The organism is Chromobacterium violaceum ATCC 12472, from assembly GCF_000007705.1.
Classification (GTDB): Bacteria; Pseudomonadota; Gammaproteobacteria; order Burkholderiales; family Chromobacteriaceae; genus Chromobacterium; species Chromobacterium violaceum.
Window position 1 is genome coordinate 3,024,600 of sequence record NC_005085.1, and the last position, 22,391, is coordinate 3,046,990.

Consider the following 22,391-nt stretch of genomic DNA (forward strand, 5'->3'; position numbering starts at 1 on the left):
AACGCCCCGGAGCGGCATGATCCGCTCCCGACGAGGGCCGCAACAAAAGGAGAAAGACATGGAAGTAGCAATCGTAGCCGCGCAGCGCACCGCCATCGGCAGCTTCGGCGGCGGCTTGGCCAAGATTCCGGCGCCGGAGCTGGGCGCCACTGTGATCAAGGCGTTGCTGGAGAAGACCGGCGTCAAACCGGAAGACGTCAGCGAAGTGATCCTGGGCCAGGTGCTGACCGCCGGCAGCGGCCAGAACCCGGCCCGCCAGGCGCTGATCAAGGCCGGCCTGCCGGTCACCACTCCGGCCACCACGCTGAACGTGGTGTGCGGCTCCGGCCTGCGCGCCGTGCATCTGGCGGCCCAGGCCATCCTGGCCGGCGACGCCGACATCGTCATCGCCGGCGGCCAGGAAAGCATGTCGCTGTCCCCGCACATCCTGCCGGGCTCGCGCGACGGTTTCCGCATGGGCAACGCCCAACTGGTGGACACCATGGTCAACGACGGCCTGACCGACGCCTACAACGCCTACCACATGGGCATCACCGCTGAGAACGTGGCGGCCAAATACGGCATCGGCCGCGAAGAGCAGGACGCCTTCTCGCTGCAGTCGCAGCAGCGCGCCGCCGCCGCCCAGAAGGCCGGCAAATTCCGGGACGAGATCGTTCCGGTGCTGGTGCCGCAGCGCAAGGGCGATCCGCTGGCCTTCGACGCCGACGAGTTCATCAAGCACGACGCCAGCGCCGACGGCCTGGCCAAGCTGCGCCCGGCCTTCAAGAAGGACGGCACGGTCACCGCCGGCAACGCCTCCGGCATCAACGACGGCGCCGCCGCTGTGCTGCTGATGTCCACGCAAAAGGCCGATCAGCTGGGCCTGAAGCCGCTGGCCATCATCAAGGGCTACGCGCTGACCGGCTGCGAGCCGGAAATCATGGGCATCGGCCCGGTATCCGCCACCCGCAAGGCGCTGTCCAAGGCCGGCTGGACGGTGGAAGACCTGGACCTGGTGGAGGCCAACGAGGCCTTCGCCGCTCAGGCGCTGGGCGTGGCCAAGGAGCTGGGCTGGGGCTCGGACAAGGTCAACGTCAACGGCGGCGCCATCGCGCTGGGCCACCCGATCGGCGCCTCCGGCTGCCGCGTGCTGGTGACCCTGCTGCACGAAATGCAGCGCCGCGGCGCCAAGAAGGGCCTGGCCACGCTGTGCATCGGCGGCGGCATGGGCGTGGCGCTGGCGGTCGAGCGTCCGTAAACGCCCGCTTCGCAAGTACGAAACCCGCCGAATCCGGCGGGTTTTGTTTTGCCCAATCGTTTAGGCCAGGCTGATGCCCAATATGCGCTCAAGCGCTTGGCGCAGCGCAAGCACGTCGTTGCGGACATCGTCGTGGAAGAGCGTCGCCATCCCCAAGCCCGCCGCCACTTCCAGATTGCGCCGGCTGTTATCGATGAACAGGCTCCGCTCCGGCCGCAGCCCGCACAACGCCAACGCATGTTGGAAAATTTCCCCTCCAGACTTGTTCGCACCCACCGCAGCCGATACCACGATGGGATCGAACAACGCGTCCAGTTCGTGCATCGCGCGCAAACAGTCCATTCGGTCCGATTTATTGTCCGTAATAATGCCCAGCCGGAAACGCCCCTGCAGCCTTCTCGCCAGCGCCAGTACCCCTTCGTTCATCGGCGTGCTGCGGAAAGCCGCATCAAGCAAGTTGTAATCCATTTCCAGACCCAATTCGCAGCATAGCGCAGACCAGACATCAGGGTGCCCCAGCCTGCCCAGCAACAAGTCGTCGTTGTAACGCTCCAGCGCTTGGTCGATCCTATCAAATCCAAGCCCGGTGGCTTCGCCCAGATAACGATTGGTGGTGTCGGAACCGTATTTATCGGTGGTCAACACGCCATCGAAATCGAAGAACACAGCATCCATTAAATAACATCCTTGCAAAACATCGCCCATCAAGCATTGCGCGTTCGCGCCCGGTCAAGAACGCCTCGCCGCCGCGAAGGCTCCGCATCCTGACACTCATTCCCTTTTCCTCGATTGCTTACATTCCGTCAAGCAGACAAAATGTCATTGCAATAACAAGGCAATCACACTCTCGATGCAGACACCCGAACTTTTCATATGCGATCAAGCCGCTCCGGAAGCGGAGAAAACGATCGCTGCCGGCCTGAACCAGTACAACGACCAACACACCGGCTATGCCGACCGCCAGCCGCTGGCGGTGCTGGCGCGCGACCCCGCCACCGGCGAGACATTGGGCGGCGCCTATGGCCGCAGCTCGCTGGGCCTGTTGTTTCTGGAACTGTTCCACCTGCCCGAACCGCTGCGCGGACAGGGACTGGGCAGCCGCATTCTGCAAGCGTTCGAAGACGAAGGCCGGCGACGCGGTTGCCGCCATGCCGTGCTGTACACCATCAGCTTCCAAGCCCCGGGCTTCTACCAGCGGCACGGCTGGCAGGTTTTCGGGGAGATCCCCTGCGATCCGCCGGGCGCCAGTCGGATTTTCCTGCGCAAGGCGCTGTAAACCCAAGCGGACGCCGCCACGCGGCTCAGGCTTTTTCATCCAGCAGAAAACGCGGTCCGCAGCCCTGCTCGCCCGCCTTGTCGTCCGGGTTGTACAGCTTGCAGCGCTCCAGCGACAAGCAGCCGCAGCCTATGCAGCTGTCCAGCTGGTCGCGCAGCCGGCACAGCGCGTCTATCCGTTCCTGCAGCAGCGGCTTCCAGGCCTGCGAGATCCGCGCCCAGTCGTCGGCCGTCGGCGTGCGCTGCGAAGGCAGGTCGGCCAGCGCCGCGCCGATGTCCTGCAGGCTCATGCCCATCGCCTGGGCGACGCGGATGAAGGACACCCGGCGGATCGCGTCGCGCCGGTAGCGCCGGGTCTTGCCCGCCTCGCCCACACTGTGGATCAGGCCCCGCGCCTCGTAAAAGCGCAAGGCGCTGGCCGCCACCCCGGTCCGCTTGGCCAGTCGGCCTATGGTGATGGTGCTTTCTTCCATTTCCGCATTGACTTCAAGTTAACTTGAACTTTGATACTAGCATCACCGCCATTGATCACGCGAACGACATGAGCCATATCCAGATCGTCTATTATTCCAGCGGCGAAAGCACCCACCAGTTGGCCGAGGCCATCCGGGACGGCGCTTCCGAATACGGCCCCGCCCGCCTGCTGCGCATCCTGCCCCAACACATCCGGCATGGCCGCTACCCGATCCAGGCCTTCGCCGACGAGCTTCAGGACGCCAGCGCCATCATCTTCGGCAGCCCCACCTTCATGGGCGGCCCAGCCGCGCAGTTCAAGGCCTTCGCCGACGCCAGCAGCGCCGGCTGGTGCCGCCAGGCCTGGGCGGACAAGATCGCCGCCGGCTTCACCATAGGCGGCAACCTGAACGGCGACCAGCAATGCACGCTGGCCTGCTTCGCCACGCTGGCCGCCCAACACGGCATGCTGTGGTGCGGACTGGACATCGCCGCCGGCTACAGCCCGGAGGGACTCAACCGTCTGGGTTGCCAACTCGGCGCCACCGCGCACAGCCCGGACGGCAAATTGCACCCCTCCGATCTGGCCACCGCCCGCTATCTTGGCCGGCGCGTCGCCCGGCTGGCCCAACGCATGCGCGTCAGCGCCCTTACCGAGGAGCCACAGACATGACACCCTGCATCCATGGCATAGACCACATCCACGTCTACGCGCGCGACCGCGCCGCCGCCGAGTCCTGGTACCGCCGCGTGCTGGGCCTGTCCCGCGTGCCGGAGCTGGAGTTCTGGAGCCCGGGACGCGGCCCGCTGACTGTCGCCAACGCGGCCGGCACGCTCAAGCTGGCGTTGTTCGAGCGCCCCGATGTCGCGCCGGGATCCGTGATCGCGCTGGGCGTCGATGCGGAGGGCTTCCTGCAATGGCGCGCCCATCTGCGGCAGGAGCTGGGCGAGCCGCCGGAAGCGGTGGATCACGAAGCATCCTGGTCGATGTATTTTTCCGACCCCGACGGCAATGGCTACGAGATCACCAGCTACGATTACGCCGAGCTGGCGGCACGCCTGTCCGGCGAAGCCATCCGGCCATGAAAAAACCTCCTGTCGCGGAAGGCAGGAGGTTTATCCGTTTCGCCGGTCAGATGGCCGGCCGTTCCGGCCCCGTGGGCCGGCGTGGCGTCAATGAGAAAGACGCCTAGTGAGGAACGATGACGGGAGCGTCCGGCGCATGCTTCTTCTGGTGCTTGGCCGCCCGTTTCTCCTTCGGCGTCATCAACGGCTGCTTCTTGGCTTCTTTGCTGCTGTGTCTGGATTTGCTCATGATTCGCTCCTGATTTAGTCGAGCGTCGGCATGACCGACACCGGCCTCAGTATAGTAGGAATCGACGGGAATGCCGGAAACGCAACAAAAATGCGCGCAACATCCGGCGCGCCATCAAATTTCTTGCCAAAACGCGGAATGCCATTATCATTTCCATTCCAGCCAAAGCGAGCCGATTTTCTTGCCAGGCAGAGAGCGAAAACGACAAAGGAATCCATGATGAAGCATTTTCTGTCCACCCTGATCCAGCTGTGCAATGTCGCCGGCCGCCCCGGCCACCGCCGCGTCAAGCACCGCTGACCTCCATTTCCCCAGCCCGCGGCCCCGGCTGCGGGCCCGCATGCCAGCCATGAGCCGCGCTCATCCACTTGCGCGGCTTTTCCTTTGCTTACAGAATGCATGCAAACACCCAACCGGAGCCGGCATGAACACCGTAGCAACCCCGCAACTGGACACCATTCCGCAACGCATCGCCTCGCTGCGCGCCGCGATGAAGAACGCCGGCGCCGACGCCTGTCTGGTGCCCTCGTCCGACCCGCACATTTCCGAATACCTGCCCCAGCGCTGGCAGGCGCGCCAGTGGCTGTCGGGTTTCACCGGATCGATGGGCACGCTGATCGTCGGCGCCGACTTCGCCGGCCTGTGGGCCGACAGCCGCTACTGGGTTCAGGCCGAGCAGGAACTGGCCGGCACTGGCATCCAGCTGATGAAGATAGACACCGCCGCCAGCAGCCTGCACCTGCAATGGCTGGCCGACAATCTGCGAACCGGCCAGACGCTGGCGGTGGACGGCGACGTGCTGGGCCTGGCCGCCGCCAAGGCCTTGCAAGCGGCGCTGGAGCCGCGCGGCGTCATCGTGCGCGCCGATCTGGATCTGATAGACGCGGTCTATGCCGGCCGGCCGGCGCTGCCCGCCGCCGCCGTCTACCAGCATGACGGCGACTACGCGCCGGAAAGCCGCGCCGCCAAGCTCGCCCGCGTGCGCGAAGCGATGCGCGAGGCCGGCGCGGACCGCCACTTCATCTCCACGCTGGACGACATCGCCTGGCTGTTCAATCTGCGCGGCGCCGACGTCAGCTACAACCCGGTATTCATCGCCCACGCCTTGATCGAGACAGACAACGCCACGCTGTTCGTCGCGCCGGGCAAGATAGACGCCGCCCTCGCCGCCCAGCTGGCCGCCGACGGCGTCCGGATCGCGGATTACGCGGCCGCCAAACCTGCGCTGTCGGCGCTGCCCGGCGGCGCGCTGCTGATCGACCCGCGCCGCGTCACGCTGGGCCTGCGCCGGGCGGTGGCCGACCGCGTGCGAGTGATCGAGGCGATCAATCCCAGCACGCTGATGAAGTCGCGCAAGAGCGCGGCCGAGGCCGAGCACGTGCGCCGCGCGATGGAACAGGACGGCGCCGCGCTGGCCGAGTTCTTCGCCTGGTTCGAGGCCAACGTCAACCGCGCCCGCATCACCGAATTGACCATAGACGACGAGATCACCGCCGCCCGCGCGCGCCGCCCCGGCTTCGTCTCGCCCAGCTTCGGCACCATCGCCGGCTTCAACGCCAACGGCGCGCTGCCGCACTATCACGCCACTCCGGAAGCGCACAGCGAGATCCAGGGCGATGGCCTGCTGCTGATCGACTCCGGCGGCCAATACCTGGGCGGCACCACCGACATCACCCGCGTGGTGGCCGTCGGCACGCCCAGCGCCGCTCAGAAGCGCGACTTCACCCTGGTGCTGAAGGGCACGATGGCACTGTCGATGGCCCATTTCCCGCGCGGCACGCTGTCGCCGATGCTGGACGCGCTGGCCCGCGCGCCCTTGTGGCAGCACGACATCGATTTCGGCCACGGCACCGGCCACGGCGTCGGCTATTTCCTCAATGTGCACGAAGGCCCGCAAAGCATCTCGCGCGCGGTGCCGGAGCCGCACATGGCGATGCAGGAAGGCATGATCACCTCGATCGAGCCGGGCGTGTACCGCGCCGGCCAATGGGGCGTGCGCATCGAGAACCTGGTGCTGAACGTGGCCTCGGAACGGAACCAGTTCGGCGACTTCCTGAAGTTCGAGACGCTGACGCTGTGTCCGATAGACCGGCGCTGCATCGACCTCTCCCTGCTCACCCAGCCGGAAATCGCCTGGCTGAACGGCTATCACGCCGAGGTGCGCGCGCGGCTGCTGCCGCTGGTGGACGGCGCGGCGCGCGACTGGCTGCTGGCCAACACCGAAACGCTGTAAACTCAGGCGATACCCGTCGACAGGCCATGCCGCTGCGGCATGGCCTGTTTCGTTTTGCAAGGAATGACCGATGCCGTTCGACCGTCTGGCCGACCTGCGCCTGTTTCAGGACGCCTCCCAGCTTGGCAGCTTTTCCGCCGCCGGCCGCAAGCACGGCCTGTCCCCCGCCGCCGCCAGCGCCTGCATCCAGCGCATGGAGGCGGCCTTGAACGCCCGCCTGTTCCAGCGCACCACCCGCCGCCTGCGCCTGACCGAGGCCGGGGAGACCTATCTCGCCTACTGCCGGCAGGCGCTGGAATTGCTGGAGGAAGGCGAACACCGGCTGCAGCAGGCGCAACAGGAATTGAGCGGCGTGATCCGCCTGTCCGCGCCGTCCGATCTGGGCCGCAACCGGCTGCTGGATTGCCTGGACCGTTTCGGCGCCGAGCATCCCGCCGTGCACTTCTCGCTGTCGCTCAGCGACACTCCGGCCGACCTGATCGGCGACGACATCGACCTCGCCATCCGCTACGGCCAGCCGGCCGACAGCAGCCTGGTGGCGCGCCAGCTGGCCGCCAGCCGCCGCGTGGTCTGCGCCGCGCCGTCGCTGCTGGAAAAGCTGGGCCAACCATCGCATCCCCAAGACCTCGCCGGCCTGCCCACGCTGACGCTGACCACCGGCCATGGCCCGATGAATGAATGGCGTTACCGGGACAAGGGGGAAATCCGCTCGCTGCGGCTGGAGCGCGTGCGCCAGAGCAATGACGGAGAGGTGCTGCGCCGCTGGGCGGTGCAGGGTCACGGCTTCGCCTACAAGTCGCGGCTGGACATCGCCGACGACCTCGCCGCCGGCAGGCTGACGACGGTGCTGGACGACTACTTCATCGAGCCCGCGCCGCTGCACCTGCTCTACCCCGGCCACCGGCTGCAGCCGGCGCGGATACGGCGGCTGATAGATTTCCTGCTGGATCAGTTCGCCGCCTAGAGTGGCTAACAACACTCAATTTTACGGCAGAGACAAGGCGCGCCGACGCAGACAGTACAAGCAGTACGGCAAGCCAGCGCAGCATCAGGGGTTTGGTGGGCCGCTCTCAACCGACCTCAGCACACAGCATTCCCGACACCTCCCTCGTCGGCCATTTCAAGTGCCGCGGAACGCCGGTCCGCCGACTTGCCGCGCGATGCGCGGCGTCTGTCTCAGCGTCACGCAGCCGGCGTGCAAAGAGATTGCCCCATGCGCGCCAAAGCATGGCCTTCGCTCATGCGGGCAGCGCGCTGGCCGTTTGCAGCGGGACAGGCTCGACCGCTCACCGTCGGCGCCAGCCCGTCAGCAGGCCTGCTCAGGCCACTGACTCGCTCAGGCCTATTGGCGCGTCTTCGACCATATCGTCAAGTTGAGCCAGATTGGTGCCCAGCAGGGCAAACACCGAGATCGCCAAACTGCCGATGCCGCACAACACAAAGAGCAAGGCTACGCCTCGTCCTTGTCCAATCCCCAACCAGCCTCCGAGCAGATCCGCCAAGCCGCCGCCAGGCATCATCGCAGGCGCGAGCACTCTCTCCACCAGTACGCCACCCGCCAGCAGCATCGCAGAAACCGCGGCGAGGTTGATCGAAGCCAACAGGCTGAACAAGCTGCCCCGCCAGTCCAGCGGCGTCTTGCGCATCCAAAGGCTCAAAGTGCAGCTGTTGGACACGCTGCCGCATGCCATCGCCGCCATGGCGGCCAGCGCCCACAACAGGGGCTTTTCCACGAAGCCGGCCATGGCCACCGCGACCGCCAACAACAGATCCGACAATATGATCCAGCGCATCAGCCGACGCTTGGGATTCGAGATGGTGACCGCGATCGCGCCGCCGATCGCGCCGAAAGCGCCGCACCCCATCACCATCCCCAGCGTGTCGCTGCCGTGCCGGGCCAGCACCAGCGGCGTCAGCATGCTGGAAACCAGCGTGATCAGCGCCACCTGCAACAGCATATAGATCAGCAAACCGAACATCGCTCTCTGCCCGTTCAGATAGGCCATCGTTTTGCTCAGACTGGAGCGGCTGTGCCGCCACAAGCGGCCAACCGTGTTGCCTGCGGCCGCCGGCTCCGTCGCTCCCCGCATGGCTCGCAGCACCAGCAAAACCGCGGCCGCAATCAGCAGCGTCTCCAAAGGCAGAATGCCCGTCAGCCCGAACTGAAACATCAGCGCGCCGGCCAACATCGGTCCCGCGAGTTGCACCAGCCCATCGCTCAGGGTCCGCAATCCATTGGCCTGGCTCAGCTGGTTGACGGGCAGCAGCCGGCTCAATGCCACTTGGTATGATGGCCTACGGAAGAGGTGGATCAAAGCGACAAGTCCATTCATCGCCATCGCAGCCGGAACCAGCAGCGCATCCAGCCAGATCATGAAAGATAAAACACCAATCAGCAGCAATAGTAGGAAATCGCAGGCAATCAGCACTTTTCTTCGATCCAATAGATCCGCGCAAGCGCCGGCGATGGGCAGCAACAAAAACGCAGGCAAGGTTCCCGTCAATAAGGCAAAAGAAAAGTCCTCGACCGAGCCCGTCTTTTGATAAATCCACACGCCTAGCGCGAATTGCAGCAATAGACTGCCCAAGCCCGTAATCATCTCGCTCAGCCACATGCAAGCAAACGCGGCGCCCAAGGATCGAAATCGCTTCAGCACCAAGCTCACGAGTGCACCGCTTTCATGTCGAACAGCATTTCGTCCAACCATGCCGCCAAGTGCCCAGCCTGAGGCGACCGCAACAAGGTGATGTGATTGCCCGGCCCCTCCCAGAACACCAAGTCGGGAAGCCATCTGCGCCAACCCGCAATCCATTGCTCGCGCGACGTCGCCTCTTCTGACGAACGCGCTTCCGACGGTTTGACCAGCACCAGCCGGCTGGGGCCTTGATACAAGCGCTCTGGCCGGTATCCGGCTCGCAAAGCGCAAGCAAAGGTTCTGAGCACCCCGCTCAAGATATCCGGGGAGCTGCGAGAAGGCAGAATGCCGACTCTGAGCAATTCGCCATGCAAAGCCTTTCTTTGCTCCTCCGCGCTTCGCTCCGCCAATTCCGCCGCATCGAGTCTGAGCGGCTCTCCGCAACCCTGCTGATATAAGGCAATCAGCCTGCTCAGCACTTCGCGCTGGCCATACTCGCCTGGCGCATCATTCGGCACCCGGCTGTCCAGCACGGTCAACGACAACACGCGGGTTCCCGCGCTTTGCAATTGCGCCGCCAGCTCATGCGCGATCCAGCCGCCGAAGGAATGCCCAAGCAAATGCACTGGCCCTGGCGCGTTCGCCCGCAGCGCGTCCAGATACGACCGCGCCGCATCCTCGACCGTCACATGCGGAGGCTGTCTGCCATCCAGCCCCCTTGGCTGCAGCCCATACACGCTCCCTTGATAGGCAAGCGCGCTAGAAAGCGCGAAGAAATCCACCACGCTGGCACCCGCGCCCGGCACGCAAATCAATGGCGGCAACGATTGCCGTCCCTGCCTGAGCATCACCAGCGGCTGGTGAGCAGGGACTCGCGCGCTCGCTTGCGCGCCCAGAGCGCGCCAGAAAGCCTCGGCGGATGCCGGCATATTCGTTGGCTGCAATGGAAAATCGCCCGGTTCGGGGACATAGGATGAAAGGCAGCGGCGCAACCATGCCGGCAAACTGGCTTGCGACCGCTCGACCGCCAGCGCTTCGGACTGTCGAACCCATGCCGGCGCGCCCTCCAGCGCAACGCAGGCTACAGTCTGCCCCATGCCTCGCAACTGCAAGCCCACTTCATAAGCCAGCGCGCCCAGAACGCCTTTTCCCGCCAGCCGATAAGGGCTATCGGGCTGCAAACGGCGCACCTCGCGCGCCAGCGCATAAGCCAAGCCTTGCAAGGTCTGGAATCCATGCTCCGGCTGGGCCGCTAGCCAAAGCCGGCCAGTCTCCTCGCCTTCGAGACTCGCCAGCGCCGCTCCGCTGCCCACGCTATCCTGCACCATCCATCGCTTCACCGTCATCAGCCTTTCATCCTATTGGCAGATAAATCGCCGCCATTCAGCCCATCATGGACAAGCCATGCCTAGTTTTCCGCCGGCAATCGCTGAGTCGCGAATCCGGTACCCACGCTTTCCTCGCTAGCCGACAATTTCCATTGCCTCACTTTTCCTGACTTGTCGAACAACAACACCAATTCCTTGCTGTAATTATTCTGCCCGCGGAACAAAACACTCACATTGGTGAGGTTTTGCAGTTTGGCCTTGTACTGCCGGTAGCTATACACCCAAATTTCATTGTCGCCATCAAAGCTGATCTTCCGCTGCGGCTGGCCAAATAAGTCCACCATTCCTTGCTTGGTGCCTTCGCCCCGAGACAAGGCTTGCTTGACATACGGTTCGTCGACATCCTCCAGCTTGGCATTGCCGACGCTGGCGCAGGCCGACAACAAAATACCCAGCGCCATTACGCCAAACAGCCTTCCAGCTGGCCTCATCCCCATCCTTAGCGCCATGCTCTCCCTCCCCGGCTCAAACTGGATCCATATATTCGAAGACCACCAGCGCATCGTTAGACCAAGAAGCATCGCTCAGCGGAAGCGAATAAAGATATTGCTTTGGGTAAGGCCAGTGGAAGAACGGACTCCGTTGCTGCCGCAGTCCATAAAGCCACTCTGTCGGCAATACCAGCCTGCGCCCGCCCTGCTGCAAGGAAATGGAAAATAAAGGTCTGTCGGCAATGAACAAATAACTGAATGGCTTGGCCTCGTAAGGGTCGTTCTCCACTTCCAACCTAGCAACCCCTTTGATCGCATCCAAAACCGCCGCGCCGACTGCGGCTGGCACATATTTGGCGCAATTGTGCATATCCTCCATGCAGTAAGCCTCCTTAGCCGCGGCGGGCATGCAGTCGACCTTGCCTTCATTCAGCCCATTCAGATTGCTTTTGACATCCACCAAGCACTCCAAACGCAGATCGCCCAATCGCCTGGTCCCTGCCGGCAGGCCCGGTGTGCTCACCTCCGCTCGCCAGTTGATGTTCTCGCTCGCCGGCGACACCATCAATTTCAATGAGGCATCCGACTTTTCCGCCGTTCCCGGCAGAGAGAAAACCTGCCTCGCGCCAAGCGGCACCGCCTTGGATCCGCCCCTGCCCGACAGCTTTAGCGTCGGCGCGGACGCATTGGAAACGCCGTTGAGATACAGTCGATATTGAAATACACCATTCGGCGCGAGCTTGGCGTTTTCCTGAAAAACCGCCTCGCCTTTTTGCAAGACCGCATAGGTCCGACTCGAAGCCAGATCCGCGGCCGTGCCTGCGGCCAGGGCGGATGTGAGCCAAGCCACGGCCAAACCGAAGCCGATAGCGGAGCGCACTGCACATTTGCCTGTCATCTCGCCTCACTGTGACGTTTGATTTTTTGAATTGCATATTCTATTCATTTGAAATTAAAACGCAATCCGCCAGACGGGCGGCTGGAAGGGGAGGCTTGTCCCGGTCAGCCGCCCTACCCATCGTCAGGATCAAGCCTCCTCTGCCAATCGTTTTCTGAACGCCTCCCCCAGCGCCCGAATCGCAGGCATCTGCAATATGCTGTAATGATCCCCCTTGATTGTCTCCACCGTCAGATCAGGGCATGACTGACGCCATCCTTGATCCAAATTCGCGGCAAGAGAGTCGGTAGCCACGAACAAAACCGTGGGCGCAGCCAAACGCTTCGGCTGATAAGAAAGCGCGGCTTTTAGCGTCATCCAGCGGGTGGTCAGATGCGACCACTCTTCCGTTAGCGTCCCGGCCGCCGGCCTCCCAACCTCCTTAAGCGCGGTTGACAGCATCTCGTCTGGATTCGGCAAGCGGCGCAAGCTGGCCAGCCCAGCCTCGTCATAGCCATGCTCCAGCTCCAGCCAGAGGAACAGCATGGCGACACGCTCGTTTTGCTCGGCCTGTTGCCGCTGCTCCAGCCTAGCCGCGAGGCTGGAATAGTCCGGCATGCTATCGATCAGCCCCAGGAAGGCGATCTCCTCCCCCTGAGCGGACAGTTCCGCGGCCACCGCATGCGCGATCGTGCCGCCGACCGACCAGCCTGCCAGGCTATACGGCCCCTTCGCCTGCAAGCTTCTTATCCGAGCCGCGTGCATGCGCGCCAGCACGCCCATGTCTGGCTCTGCCAGCAAGTTTCCATGCTCATCAATCCCAGGCAAGGCATAGATGGAACGCCCCTGTCCGAGGTGTTCGGCCAGATCTCTGGCATAAGCGATGCCGCCATGAAGTTCGTGCAGGATAAACAAGCGCTCCTCTTCGCCCTGTCCCCCCACCCGTATGGCAGCGTCGTTCCCGCCCCCCGCGCTCAATCGGCGCGCCAGCTCGGCCAGGGAAGGGAAAGCGTAAACATCCTGCAAGCTGGCGGCGTAAGGCATGCGGCCTGCAATGCTTGCCACCAGCCTCACCGCCAGCAGGGAGTGTCCACCCAGTTCGAAGAAGTTGTCGTGGCGGCCCACTCGCTCCACCCCCAGCAGCTCGCGCCAGATCGCCGCCAGCGTCGTCTCCGCCTCGCCTTCCGGCGCCGCGTACGCCCGGCTCGACAGCTGCGAGCCGTCCGGCGCCGGCAGCGCCTTGCGGTCCAGCTTGCCGTTCGGCGTCAACGGGAAGGCCTCCAGCACCACGAAGCCGCTCGGCACCATGTACTCCGCCAGTTCCTGAGACAGCGCCGCCCGCAACGCGGCCGCCTCCAGCGTCGCGCCCGGCTGCGCCGTCAAATAGGCCACCAGCCGCTTGTCGCCCGGCGCGTCTTCCCGCGCCAGCACCACCGCCTCCTTCACCCCGGCGCAGGCCGCCAGCTTGGCCTCGATTTCGCCCAGCTCGATCCGGAAACCGCGGATCTTGACCTGGAAGTCGTTGCGGCCCAGGTATTCGATGCTGCCGTCCGGCAGCCAGCGCCCCAGATCGCCGGTCTTGTACAGCCGCGCCTGCGGATCGGCGCTATACGGGTCGGCGATGAAGCGTTCCGCCGTCAGTTCCGGACGGTTCAGGTAGCCGCGCGCCACCCCGACCCCGCCGATATGGATTTCACCCGCCACCCCGAGCGGCGCCAGTTGGCCGTGCGTATCCAAAATGCGGGCATAGGTATTGGCGATGGGCTTGCCTATCGGCAGCCGTCCATTCATGTTCGTCGCGCATGGCTGGGCCGTCACAAAAATTGTGGTTTCGGTCGGACCATACACGTTCTGCAGCTTGTGCTGCGCCGCCCACGATTCAGCCAAGCCCACCGGGCAGGCCTCGCCGCCGACCAGCAAGCTCATCCGCTGCACAACAGCATTCGCCTCCATCATCTGCAAGGCGGAGGCCGGCAAGAGCGCATGGCTGATCCGGTCCCGGTTCAACGTCTGCAACAAGGGCTCGCCCGGCATCAACTCTTCACGCGGATACAGGTACAGGCATGCCCCGTGGATCAAAGCGCTTACCCACTCCCAAACGCTGGCGTCGAAACTGAAAGAGGCGAATTGCAGCACGCGACTTCCCGCCCCAAACCCGGCGATGTCCGCCTGCTGGCTGGCCACATGACACACCCCGGCATGGAGGCTAACCACACCCTTGGGTCGGCCGGTCGAGCCCGAGGTGTAGATCACATACGCCGCGTTGTCGCCGCCAAGCCCCGCTACCGACGGATTTTCCCCGCTAAGCGCAGACAGCCGGGCCTGCTCATCCGCGTCGTCCAGCAGCAGCCTCGGCGCCGCTCCTGCCGCCTTGGCCGCCAGCCCCGAATGCGTCAGCACCATCGCCGGCGCGCTGTCCTCCAGCATGTAGCTCAGCCGCTCCGCCGGATAGCTCGGGTCCAGCGGCACATACGCGCCGCCAGCCTTCAAGATGCCCAGCAAGCCCACCACCATGTCCAGCCCGCGCTCCACGCAGATGCCCACCCGCGCTTCCGGTACCACCCCCAGGCCGATCAGACGATGCGCCAGCTGGTTGGCGCGCCGGTTCAGCTCGCCGTAGCTCAGACTCGCCTCGCCATGACGCAACGCTTCCGCTTCCGGCCGCGCCGCCGCCTGCGCTTCGAACAAGCGATGGATCAGTTCGCCGCGCGGGTAGTCCGCCGCCGTGTCGTTGAACGTCTCCAACAGTTGCCGACGCTCCGCCGCCGGCAGCACGTCCAGACTGCGCACCGCCTCGCCGCTGTCCGACGCCAGCGCCGCCGCCAGCGACGCCAGCGCCGTCTCCATCATCGCGCACACCCGCGCCGCCCCCACGCTCGCCAGCGTCTGCGCCGTCAGCGCCAAGCCGGCGCCCAGATCGTCCACCGACAGCGTCAGCGGATAGTTGGTCCGCTCTTCGCTCGCCAGCGTTTCAATGCCCTCCCAATCGAGCGCGGCTACGTCGTCCTCCACGCTATGCCGATAGTTCAGCAGCGCGCTGAACAAGGGCTGCGGCGCCGCCACCCCGCTGCAGCGCTGCGCCAGCGCCAGCGACGCGTGTTCGTGCCGCAGCAGCGAGGTCAGCGCCTGCTGCGTCTGCTTCACCGCCTCCCGCGCCGTCGCCGTGCCAATCTCCAGCCTCAGCGGCAGCGTGTTGATGAACAGCCCCAGCGCCCGATCCGCGCCCGCACCGCCTTGCAGCCGGCCGAACAGCACCGTGCCGAACACCACTTGCGTCCGACCCGACGCCCGCGCCAGCACCTGGCCCCAGGCCAGGTGGGCCAGGCAGGCCACGCTGACGCCCAGACGCCGCGCTTGCTGCCGCAATTGGCCGGCCAGCTCTGTCGACAGATTGAGCCGCGCCTCTTCGATGCCGCCCCCATCCCCCAAATAGCCTTGCAGGCCGAACGGCAGCGTCGGCTCGTCCACCTCGCCCAGCTGCGCGCGGAAATAGGCTTCGTGCTCCGCCGCGCCCACGCCCAGCCGCGCCTGCGCCACGAACTGCCGGAATGGTGTCGTCGGCCCTAATTCCGCCTGTCGTCCTTGTTGAAGCAGGCTGATCTCCTGCAGCATGGTTTCCAGCGCGGTATGGTCGATCGCCAAGTGGTGGAACAACAATTGCAAATAATGCCGGCCGGTCGCCGCCTCCACCGCGACGAAGCCGCGCAGCAGCGGCGCCTGGCGCACGTCGATCCGGTGGCGCCGCGGGTGGTAGCGCGCTTCCAGCTGCTGCGCCAGCGGGCCGTCCGCCGGGTCCAGCGCCACCGTCTCCACCTGCACCGGCGCCTTTCGCCACACCACTTGCACCGGCTCCGGCAGGTCTTGCCATAGCACCGCGGTGCGCAGGATGTCGTGCCGGTCCACCGCTTGCTGCAGGCTGGCCAGGAAGCCGTTCAGCCGCTCGCCGCTGTCGAAGGCCAGCAGGTCGTACAGCAGATAGGCGTCGCCTTCGCCGCCCAGCAGGTGATGGAACAGGATGCCTTCCTGCAACGGCGCCAGCGGGTAGATGTCCTGGATATTGGCCATCCCGCCCGGCACCTGCGCGGCGATCGCGTCGATCTGCGCCTGGCTCAAGGCCGTCAGCGTCACCATCTCCGGCGTGATCGCCTCGCAGCCCGCGGCCGGGATGCCGTTGGCCGGTGCCGCCACCAGCGCCGAATCGCCGCTCAGGCTGGCCGCCAGCGCCGCCAGGTCGGCCGCGCCGAACAGTTGCCGGATGTCGCTGTGCAAGCCCGCTTGCCGCATCCGCTCCACCAGCGTCACCGCCAGCAGCGAATGTCCGCCCAGTTCGAAGAAGTTGTCGTGGCGGCCCACTCGCTCCACCCCCAGCAGCTCGCGCCAGATCGCCGCCAGCGCCGTCTCCGCCTCGCCTTCCGGCGCCGCGTACGCCCGGCTCGACAGCTGCGACCCGTCCGGCGCCGGCAGCGCCTTGCGGTCCAGCTTGCCGTTCGGCGTCAACGGGAAGGCCTCCAGCACCACGAAGCCGCTCGGCACCATGTACTCCGCCAGTTCCTGCGACAGCGCCGCCCGCAACGCGGCCGCCTCCAGCGTCGCGCCCGGCTGCGCCGTCAGGTAGGCCACCAGCCGCTTGTCGCCCGGCGCGTCTTCCCGCGCCAGCACCACCGCCTCCTTCACCCCGGCGCAGGCCGCCAGCTTGGCCTCGATTTCGCCCAGTTCGATCCGGAAACCGCGGATCTTGACCTGGAAGTCGTTGCGGCCCAGGTATTCGATGCTGCCGTCCGGCAGCCAGCGCCCCAGGTCGCCGGTCTTGTACAGCCGCGCCTGCGGATCGGCGCTATACGGGTCGGCGATGAAGCGTTCCGCCGTCAGTTCCGGACGGTTCAGGTAGCCGCGCGCCACCCCGGCGCCGCCGATGTACAGCTCGCCCGCCACGCCGAGCGGCGCCAGTTGGCCGTCGCCGTCCAGGATGTAAATCCGGGTATTGCCGATCGGCTTGCCGATCGGCAGGCTGGCCGCCGTCTCCGCCTCCGCGCCGATCTCGTGCGTCGTCGCGAAGGTGGTGGTTTCGGTCGGGCCGTAGCAATTGAGCAGATGCGCCGGCGGGTTGTCGCGCCGCACTTGCGCCGCCACCCGCGGGTCGACCACATCGCCGCCCACCATCAGGTAGCGCAAGCCGGACAAGGCGGCGCCCAAGCCTCGGGCATGGCGCTGGAACAGCCCGGCAGTCAGCCACAGGATGGTGATGCGGTCGCGTTGCAGGCGCGCCCCCAGCGCTTCGGCGCTCAGCAGCGTGTCCTTATCGATCGCCACCAGACTGGCGCCATGCGCCAGCGCGCCCCAGATTTCCAGGGTGCTGGCGTCGAAGGCCGGATTCGCCGCCCAGGCGATGCGGTCGTCGGCCTGGAACGCGGCGTAGCGATTGCCGCAGACCAGCCGCGTGATGCCGCGATGCGGCGCCAGCACGCCCTTGGGCTCCCCGGTGGAGCCGGAGGTGTACATCAGATAGGCGACGCTCTCCGCGTCGCCGGCGACCGCCGGGTTCTCCTCCGGCCACGTCCCTGGCGTCGCCAGCCAGGCGGCGTCCACCGACAGCTTCGCGCCGCTGTCGGCCTGCAGCCATTGCCGCCGCTCCGCCGTCAGGCCCTCATCCAAGGGCAGATAGGCCGCGCCGGATTTCAGGACGCCGACGATGGCGATCAGCAGATCGGCTCCTCTGGGCAGGTCCAGCGCCACCCGGTCGCCCGGCTCCACCCCCAAACCGATCAGACGGTGCGCCAGCTGGTTGGCGCGCCGGTTCAGCTCGCCATAGCTCAGCGTCTGCTCGCCGCAAACCAGCGCGACAGCCTCCGGCCGCGCCGCCGCCTGCGCTTCGAACAAGCGATGGATCAGTTCGCCGCGCGGGTAGTCCGCCGCCGTGTCGTTGAAAGTCTCCAACAGTTGCCGGCGCTCCGCCGCCGGCAGCACGTCCAGCCGGCGCACCGCCTCGCCGCTGTCCGACGCCAGCGCCGCCGCCAGCGACGCCAGCGCCGTTTCCATCATCGCGCACACCCGCGCCGCCCCCACGCTCGCCAGCGTCTGCGCCGTCAGCGCCAAACCGGCGCCCAGATCGTCCACCGACAGGATGAGCGGGTAGTTGGTACGCTCTTCGCCCGCCAGCGTTTCAATGCCCTCCCAGATCGGCGCGTCTCTATTCTCTTCTGCGCTGTGCCGGTAGTTCAGCAAGGCGCTGAACAGAGGCTGCGGCGCCGCCACCCCGCTGCAGCGCTGCGCCAGCGCCAGCGACGCGTGTTCGTGCCGCAGCAGCGAGGTCAGCGCCTGCTGCGTCTGCTTCACCGCCTCCCGCGCCGTCGCCGCGCCGATCTCCAGCTTCAGCGGCAGCGTGTTGATGAACAGCCCCAGCGCCCGATCCGCTCCCGCCCCGCCTTGCAGCCGGCCGAACAGCACCGTGCCGAACACCACTTGCGTCCGACCCGACGCCCGCGCCAGCACCTGGCCCCAGGCCAGGTGGGCCAGGCAGGCCACGCTGACGCCCAGACGCCGCGCTTGCTGCCGCAATTGGCCCGCCAGCTCTGTCGACAGATTGAGCCGCGCCTCTTCGATGTCGCCGCCATTTCCCAAATAGCCTTGCAGGCCGAACGGCAAGGTCGGCTCGTCCACTTCGCCCAGCTGCGCGCGGAAATAGGCCTCGTGCTCGGCCGCGCCCACGCCCAGCCGCGCCTGCGCCACGAACTGCCGGAACGGCAGCGACGGCGGCAGCGACGCGCCCTGCCCTTGCTGCAGCTGGCGGACTTCGTCCAGCAACCGCTCCAGCGTGGTGTGGTCGATCGCCAGGTGGTGGTAAAGCAATTGCAGATACTGCCGCCCGGTCCCTGCCTCCGCCGCGGCGAAGCCGCGCAGCAGCGGCGCCTGGCGCACGTCGATCCGGTGGCGCCGCGGGTGGTAGCGCGCTTCCAGCTGCTGCGCCAGCGGGCCGTCCGCCGGGTCCAGCGCTACCGTCTCCACCTGCACCGGCGCCCTTCGCCACACCACTTGCACCGGCTCCGGCAGGTCTTGCCACAGCACCCCGGTGCGCAGAATGTCGTGTCGGTCCACCGCTTGCTGCAGGCTGGCCAGGAAATCGTTCAGCCGCTCGCCGCTGTCGAAGGCCAGCAGGTCGTACAGCAGATAGGCGTCGCCTTCGCCGCCCAGCAGGTGATGGAACAGGATGCCTTCCTGCAACGGCGCCAGCGGATAGATGTCCTGGATATTGGCCATCCCGCCCGGCACCTGCGCGGCGATCGCGTCGATCTGCGCCTGGCTCAAGGCCGTCAGCGTCACCATCTCCGGCGTGATCGCCTCGCAGCCCTCGGCCGGGATGCCGTTGGCCGGCGCCGCCACCAGCGCCGCGTCGCCGCTCAGGCTGGCCACCAGCGCCGCCAGGTCGGCCGCGCCGAACAGTTGCCGGATGTCGCTGTGCAAGCCTGCCTGCCGCATCCGCTCCACCAGCGTCACCGCCAGCAGCGAATGCCCGCCCAGTTCGAAGAAGTTGTCGTGGCGGCCCACTGGCTCCACCCCCAGCAGCTCGCGCCAGATCGCCGCCAGCGTCGTCTCCGCTTCGCCTTCCGGCGCCGCGTACGCCCGGCTCGACAGCTGCGAGCCGTCCGGCGCCGGCAGCGCCTTGCGGTCCAGCTTGCCGTTCGGCGTCAACGGGAAGGCCTCCAGCACCACGAAACCGCTCGGCACCATGTACTCCGCCAGTTCCTGCGACAGCGCCGCCCGCAACGCGGCCGCCTCCAGCGTCGCGCCCGGCTGCGCCGTCAGGTAGGCCACCAGCCGCTTGTCGCCCGGCGCGTCTTCCCGCGCCAGCACCACCGCCTCCTTCACCCCGGCGCAGGCCGCCAGCTTGGCCTCGATTTCACCGAGCTCGATCCGGAAACCGCGGATCTTCACCTGGAAGTCGTTGCGGCCCAGGTATTCGATGCTGCCGTCCGGCAGCCAGCGCCCTAGGTCGCCGGTCTTGTACAGCCGCGCCTGCGGATCGGCGCTATACGGGTCGGCGATGAAGCGTTCCGCCGTCAATTCCGGACGGTTCAGGTAGCCGCGCGCCACCCCGGCGCCGCCGATGTACAGCTCGCCCGCCACACCGAGCGGCGCCAGTTGCCGATTGGCATCCAGAATATAGACGCTTAGATCTGGAATCTTGACGCCGATGGGACTGGCCCCCCTTCTGTTCACATCCTCAGCGCTTAATGGCCGATAGGTCACATGTACCGTCGTTTCCGTGATGCCGTACATATTGATCAGGAGCGGGCCATGATCGATATGGCGCGCATACCATGGCGCCAGCATCGACGTTTCCAATGCTTCGCCCCCGAAAACGACATAGCGCAGATGGTGTGCTTGGCTGCTGCGCGCCTGGGCACCGATCAATTGCCGGAAAGCGCTCGGCGTCTGATTCAACACCGTCACCTTTTGTTCGCACAACAGCTGGTAGAACTGGTCCGGCGACCGCGCGATGTCTTTCGGCACGATGAGCAGCTTGCCGCCGTGCGCTAGCGCGCCCCAGATTTCCCACACCGAGAAATCGAAGGCGAACGAATGGAACAGACTCCAGACATCTTGCTCGCCGAAATGGAACCAATGATCCGTGGCGCCAAACAGACGGACGACCTGGCGGTGCTCCACCATCACGCCTTTGGGCGCGCCGGTCGAACCCGACGTGTAAATGATGTAGGCAAGGTGGGAGGACGTCAGTCCTCGACGCGCCGCATCCGGGTTATGGTCTGGCAGACGGGACAGCCTGTCGACTTCCTCCACGTCATCCAATACCACTTGCGCGCCTATCCAGTCATGCAGGCTGGGCAACAAAGAAGTCTGCGTCAGCATCGCTTTAGGCGAACTGTCTGCCAGCATGTAGCTCAAACGGTCCGGCGGGTAGCCGGGATCAAGCGGCACATACGCGCCGCCAGCCTTCAATACGCCCAGCAGGCCCACAATCATTTCCACATTGCGTTCGACGCAAATGCCGACTAGATCGTCTGGTCCCACCCCCTCGGCGATCAATCTGTGCGCCAGTTGGTTGGCGCGCCGGTTCAGCTCGCCATAGCTCAGCGTCTGCTCGCCGCAAACCAGCGCGACAGCCTCCGGCCGCGCCGCCGCCTGCGCTTCGAACAGCTGGTGGATCCGCGCCTCTGCCGGATAGCTCGACGCCGCATCGTTGAAGGTGTCCAACAGTTGCAGCCGCTCCGCCGCCGGCAACACGTCCAGACTGCGCACCGCCTCGCCGCTGTCCGACGCCAGCGCCGCCGCCAGCGCCGCCAGCGCCGTCTCCATCATCGCGCACACCCGCACCGCCCCCACGCTCGCCAACGTCTGCGCCGTCAGCGCCAAGCCGACGCCCAAATCATCCACCGACAGCGTCAGCGGATAGTTGGTGCGCTCCTCGCCCGCCAGCGATTGAATGCCTTCCCAAACCGTTTGGTTCCCATCGACGTCCACACTGTGCCTGAAGTTCAGCAAGGCGCTGAACAGAGGCTGCGGCGCCGCCACCCCGCTGCAGCGCTGCGCCAGCGCCAACGACGCGTGTTCGTGCCGCAGCAGCGAAGTCAGCGCCTGCTGCGTCTGCTTCACCGCCTCCCGCGCCGTCGCCGCGCCGATCTCCAGCTTCAGCGGCAGCGTGTTGATGAACAGCCCCAGCGCCCGGTCCGCTCCCGCCCCGCCTTGCAGTCGGCCGAACAGCACCGTGCCGAACACCACTTGCGTCCGACCCGACGCCCGCGCCAGCACCTGGCCCCAGGCCAGGTGGGCCAGGCAGGCCACGCTGACGCCCAGACGCCGCGCTTGCTGCCGCAATTGGCCCGCCAGCTCTGTCGACAGATTGAGCCGCGCCTCTTCGATGTCGCCGCCATCTCCCAAATAGCCTTGCAGGCCGAACGGCAAGGTCGGCTCGTCCACTTCGCCCAGTTGCGCGCGGAAGTAGGCCTCGTGCTCCGCCGCGCTCACGCCCAGCCGCGCCTGCGCCACGAACTGCCGGAACGGCAGGGGCGGCGGCAACTCCGCGCCCTGCCCTTGCTGCAGCAGCCGGATTTCATCCAATAGAAAGCCCAGCGTGGTGTGATCGATCGCCAGGTGGTGGAACAATAATTGCAGATACTGCCGTCCTGTCCCTTCCTCCGCCGCGACGAAACCGCGCAGCAGCGGCGCCTGGCGCACGTCGATCCGGTGGCGCCGCGGGTGGTAGCGCGCTTCCAGCTGTTGCGGCAGCGGGCCGTCAGCCGGGTCCAGCGCCACCGTCTCCACCTGCACCGGCGCCCTTCGCCACACCACCTGCACCGGCTCCGGCAGGTCTTGCCACAGCACCCCGGTGCGCAGAATGTCGTGCCGGTCCACCACTTGCTGCAGGCTGGCCAGGAAGCCGTTCAATCGCTCGCCGCTGTCAAAGGCCAGCAGGTCGTACAGCAGATAGGCGTCGCCTTCGCCGCCCAGCAGGTGATGGAACAGGATGCCTTCCTGCAACGGCGCCAGCGGGTAGATGTCCTGGATATTGGCCACTCCCCCCGCCACGCTT

Annotated in this window: 15 protein-coding genes and 1 pseudogene; 6 read left to right on the forward strand and 10 right to left on the reverse strand. The window is 66.0% G+C overall.

All coding sequences use genetic code 11. The features are described 5' to 3' along the window. Positions 1–58: 58 nt before the first annotated feature. Positions 59–1,237: an acetyl-CoA C-acetyltransferase gene (locus CV_RS13660; protein ID WP_011136337.1), complete on the forward strand. Its 1,179-nt coding sequence runs from the start codon at positions 59–61 to the stop codon at positions 1,235–1,237. Positions 1,238–1,297: 60 nt separating this feature from the next. Here CV_RS13660 and CV_RS13665 read toward each other — a convergent pair whose 3' ends face one another. Then, complete coding sequence (locus CV_RS13665; protein WP_011136338.1) at positions 1,298–1,912, reverse strand: HAD family hydrolase; 615 nt, start codon at positions 1,910–1,912, stop codon at positions 1,298–1,300. A gap of 175 nt (positions 1,913–2,087) precedes the next feature. On the opposite strand from CV_RS13665, the gene CV_RS13670 reads away from it, so the two are divergent. After that, positions 2,088–2,513, forward strand: coding sequence for a GNAT family N-acetyltransferase (locus CV_RS13670; protein ID WP_011136339.1), 426 nt, complete (start codon positions 2,088–2,090; stop codon positions 2,511–2,513). 25 nt (positions 2,514–2,538) lie between these two features. Here the strand turns inward: CV_RS13670 and soxR are convergent, their stop codons facing one another. Next, positions 2,539–2,985, reverse strand: a complete 447-nt coding sequence (gene soxR, locus CV_RS13675) for a redox-sensitive transcriptional activator SoxR (protein WP_011136340.1) — start codon at positions 2,983–2,985, stop codon at positions 2,539–2,541. 68 nt (positions 2,986–3,053) lie between these two features. Between soxR and CV_RS13680 the strand changes: the two genes are divergently transcribed. After that, entirely contained in the window at positions 3,054–3,638 is a 585-nt protein-coding gene (locus CV_RS13680) for a flavodoxin family protein (protein ID WP_011136341.1), read from the forward strand. Further along, the gene (locus CV_RS13685; protein ID WP_011136342.1) at positions 3,635–4,051 is read left to right on the forward strand and encodes a VOC family protein; all 417 of its coding nucleotides are present in this window, start codon (positions 3,635–3,637) and stop codon (positions 4,049–4,051) included. The genes CV_RS13680 and CV_RS13685 overlap by 4 nt, the downstream gene beginning before the upstream one ends. A 103-nt stretch (positions 4,052–4,154) precedes the next feature. Here CV_RS13685 and CV_RS24285 read toward each other — a convergent pair whose 3' ends face one another. Both CV_RS24285 and CV_RS23590 read right to left on the reverse strand, forming a co-directional pair. Continuing rightward, entirely contained in the window at positions 4,155–4,280 is a 126-nt protein-coding gene (locus CV_RS24285) for a hypothetical protein (protein WP_254894025.1), read from the reverse strand. 14 nt (positions 4,281–4,294) lie between these two features. Then, the gene (locus tag CV_RS23590; protein WP_147296152.1) at positions 4,295–4,498 is read right to left on the reverse strand and encodes a hypothetical protein; all 204 of its coding nucleotides are present in this window, start codon (positions 4,496–4,498) and stop codon (positions 4,295–4,297) included. A gap of 230 nt (positions 4,499–4,728) precedes the next feature. Between CV_RS23590 and CV_RS13690 the strand changes: the two genes are divergently transcribed. After that, positions 4,729–6,513 carry an aminopeptidase P family protein gene (locus CV_RS13690; protein WP_011136343.1) on the forward strand — a complete coding sequence of 595 codons (1,785 nt, stop codon included), beginning with the start codon at positions 4,729–4,731 and terminating at the stop codon, positions 6,511–6,513. A 70-nt stretch (positions 6,514–6,583) separates the two neighbouring features. After that, positions 6,584–7,477 (forward strand): LysR family transcriptional regulator, encoded by an 894-nt coding sequence (locus tag CV_RS13695; RefSeq protein WP_011136344.1) that lies wholly within the window; start codon positions 6,584–6,586, stop codon positions 7,475–7,477. Between the two features lie 355 nt (positions 7,478–7,832). Here the strand turns inward: CV_RS13695 and CV_RS13700 are convergent, their stop codons facing one another. From CV_RS13700 to CV_RS24405, 6 genes and pseudogenes are all read right to left on the reverse strand, one after another. Then, a complete protein-coding gene (locus CV_RS13700) occupies positions 7,833–9,179 on the reverse strand; it encodes an MFS transporter (protein WP_158303322.1) in 1,347 nt (448 codons plus the stop codon). Continuing rightward, on the reverse strand, positions 9,176–10,495 hold the full coding sequence (locus tag CV_RS13705) for an alpha/beta fold hydrolase (RefSeq protein ID WP_011136346.1): 1,320 nt from the start codon (positions 10,493–10,495) through the stop codon (positions 9,176–9,178). The genes CV_RS13700 and CV_RS13705 overlap by 4 nt, the downstream gene beginning before the upstream one ends. A 62-nt stretch (positions 10,496–10,557) precedes the next feature. Next, positions 10,558–10,986: a hypothetical protein gene (locus tag CV_RS13710; RefSeq protein ID WP_011136347.1), complete on the reverse strand. Its 429-nt coding sequence runs from the start codon at positions 10,984–10,986 to the stop codon at positions 10,558–10,560. A gap of 16 nt (positions 10,987–11,002) precedes the next feature. Beyond that, positions 11,003–11,848 carry a hypothetical protein gene (locus CV_RS13715; RefSeq protein WP_011136348.1) on the reverse strand — a complete coding sequence of 282 codons (846 nt, stop codon included), beginning with the start codon at positions 11,846–11,848 and terminating at the stop codon, positions 11,003–11,005. 147 nt (positions 11,849–11,995) lie between these two features. Continuing rightward, positions 11,996–21,085, reverse strand: a complete 9,090-nt coding sequence (locus tag CV_RS13720; protein ID WP_370448039.1) for a non-ribosomal peptide synthetase — start codon at positions 21,083–21,085, stop codon at positions 11,996–11,998. Next, positions 21,068–22,387 (reverse strand): annotated as a pseudogene (locus CV_RS24405) (condensation domain-containing protein); the annotation flags it as partial. The gene CV_RS13720 and the pseudogene CV_RS24405, both read right to left, overlap by 18 nt. Positions 22,388–22,391: the final 4 nt, after the last annotated feature.